We start from the raw sequence: 2,127 nt of genomic DNA, 5'->3' as shown, positions 1-2,127 counted from the left end.
TCGTTGTTTGAGAACTCAATAGTGTGCTTTGTTCACTCTGATGGTGCATACCAAGTATTTTTTGTGAATGACTGTGGTCATCATGCAGAGTGTTGGTGCAGCGTGGAGGCCACCCCGTGGCTGGTGATGCGCTGCGCTGTTCATTTATTTTGATGAGTCCAGTGTTCATGCTTTTTGTTTTTCAACGGAGAGTTTGATCCTGGCTCAGGACGAACGCTGGCGGCGTGCTTAACACATGCAAGTCGAACGCTGAAGCCTGGTGCTTGCACCGGGTGGATGAGTGGCGAACGGGTGAGTAATACGTGAGTGACCTGCCTTTGACTCTGGGATAAGCCTGGGAAACTGGGTCTAATACCGGATGCGACTACTGCCCGCATGGGCTGGTGGTGGAAAGGGTTATGTACTGGTCTTAGATGGGCTCACGGCCTATCAGCTGGTTGGTGGGGTAATGGCCTACCAAGGCGACGACGGGTAGCCGGCCTGAGAGGGTGACCGGCCACACTGGGACTGAGACACGGCCCAGACTCCTACGGGAGGCAGCAGTGGGGAATATTGCACAATGGGCGCAAGCCTGATGCAGCGACGCCGCGTGAGGGATGACGGCCTTCGGGTTGTAAACCTCTTTCAGCAGGGAAGAAGCGGAAGTGACGGTACCTGCAGAAGAAGCGCCGGCTAACTACGTGCCAGCAGCCGCGGTAATACGTAGGGCGCAAGCGTTGTCCGGAATTATTGGGCGTAAAGAGCTCGTAGGCGGCTTGTCGCGTCTGCTGTGAAAGCCCGGGGCTTAACTCCGGGTGTGCAGTGGGTACGGGCAGGCTAGAGTGCAGTAGGGGTAACTGGAATTCCTGGTGTAGCGGTGAAATGCGCAGATATCAGGAGGAACACCGATGGCGAAGGCAGGTTACTGGGCTGTTACTGACGCTGAGGAGCGAAAGCATGGGGAGCGAACAGGATTAGATACCCTGGTAGTCCATGCCGTAAACGTTGGGCACTAGGTGTGGGGGACATTCCACGTTTTCCGCGCCGTAGCTAACGCATTAAGTGCCCCGCCTGGGGAGTACGGCCGCAAGGCTAAAACTCAAAGGAATTGACGGGGGCCCGCACAAGCGGCGGAGCATGCGGATTAATTCGATGCAACGCGAAGAACCTTACCAAGGCTTGACATACACCGGATCGTTCCAGAGATGGTTCTTCCCTTTTGGGCTGGTGTACAGGTGGTGCATGGTTGTCGTCAGCTCGTGTCGTGAGATGTTGGGTTAAGTCCCGCAACGAGCGCAACCCTCGTTCTATGTTGCCAGCACGTGATGGTGGGGACTCATAGGAGACTGCCGGGGTCAACTCGGAGGAAGGTGGGGATGACGTCAAATCATCATGCCCCTTATGTCTTGGGCTTCACGCATGCTACAATGGCCGGTACAATGGGTTGCGATACTGTGAGGTGGAGCTAATCCCAAAAAGCCGGTCTCAGTTCGGATTGGGGTCTGCAACTCGACCCCATGAAGTCGGAGTCGCTAGTAATCGCAGATCAGCAACGCTGCGGTGAATACGTTCCCGGGCCTTGTACACACCGCCCGTCAAGTCACGAAAGTTGGTAACACCCGAAGCCGATGGCCTAACCCTTGTGGAGGGAGTCGTCGAAGGTGGGACTGGCGATTGGGACTAAGTCGTAACAAGGTAGCCGTACCGGAAGGTGCGGCTGGATCACCTCCTTTCTAAGGAGCTCAACTTTGGTTGGCCCTGTTCGTGCCCGAGTGTGGTGCGTGGGGTTTGCTCATGGGTGGAATGTGCGCCTGTTCTTGTCATGCTGCCGGCTTGTGTGGCTGGTGGTGTGGTGAGTGGAGTGGATGGAGCATGCTGTTGGGTTTTGAGGCAATGAGCTTCTGACCCGTGCTGGTGATGGGTTTCCTGTTGCTGGTGTGGGTTGGGGTGGTTGTCTTGGGTTTGCCTGGCTGTTGCTGGTGCTATGCGTTGTGTGTGGTGTTGGTGGTGGTGTGGGTTGTTGTTTGAGAACTATATAGTGGACGCGAGCATCAATTTTATTCTGGTATGCCGTGTCTGGTGACTGCTGGGTTTCTGGTGGTTGCTGGGTGTGGTGTATCTGCGATTGTTGAGTGTATCTGTGATTAT

The 2,127-nt window shown here is 55.4% G+C and carries 1 rRNA gene; it reads left to right on the top strand.

What is annotated here, in order from left to right:
* Nucleotides 1-181 precede the first annotated feature (181 nt).
* Nucleotides 182-1,712 (top strand): 16S ribosomal RNA (locus NQ707_RS10415).
* The last annotated feature ends 415 nt before the right edge of the window (nt 1,713-2,127 follow it).

Origin of the sequence: Rothia sp. BD8 (genome assembly GCF_044878465.1) — a bacterium.
GTDB lineage: Bacteria > Actinomycetota > Actinomycetes > Actinomycetales > Micrococcaceae > Rothia > Rothia kristinae.
This window is presented reverse-complemented; position numbering and strand designations above follow the sequence as displayed.